Raw genomic sequence first — 431 nt, 5'->3', positions numbered from 1 at the left:
CGGCAGTCCCAGTGCCACCTCCAGCAGCGGCACGTCGAACTTGGCGTCGTGCGTCAGCACGCACAGCACCGTGCGGGCGTCGGTGCGCGTGGTGCGCAGATAGCGGTGCGGCCAGTCGACCACCACCTCGTCCGCCTCCGGGAAACGGGCCCGGGTCGCGAACACTGGCCGGGCGTCGCACACGGTGACGTGGTGGCCGAGGAACTTGCCGACCCGTACCAGCGCCGCCGCGAAGTCGATCGCCCCGAAGACGATCATCCGGGGCGGCGGCGCCGACGTCTCCACCAGCACGGTGACCGGCGCCCCGCAGGGCGAGCCCGCCTCCCCCGTCTCCACGGTGCCGGTGCGGCCCGCGTCCAGGAAGGCGCCCGCCTCGGCGGCGACCGTGCGGTCCAGGTCCGGGTGCGCGCCGAAGCCGCCCTCGTACGCAC

The 431-nt window shown here is 74.7% G+C and carries 1 protein-coding gene; it reads right to left on the bottom strand.

The window, feature by feature from the left end; genetic code table 11:
• Positions 1-431: XdhC family protein (locus tag LPA54_RS39595; protein WP_228985239.1), on the bottom strand; the 431-nt coding region annotated here is incomplete at both ends.

This window comes from Streptomyces sp. DH12 (assembly GCF_020873895.1).
Classification (GTDB): Bacteria; Actinomycetota; Actinomycetes; order Streptomycetales; family Streptomycetaceae; genus Streptomyces.
This window is presented reverse-complemented; position numbering and strand designations above follow the sequence as displayed.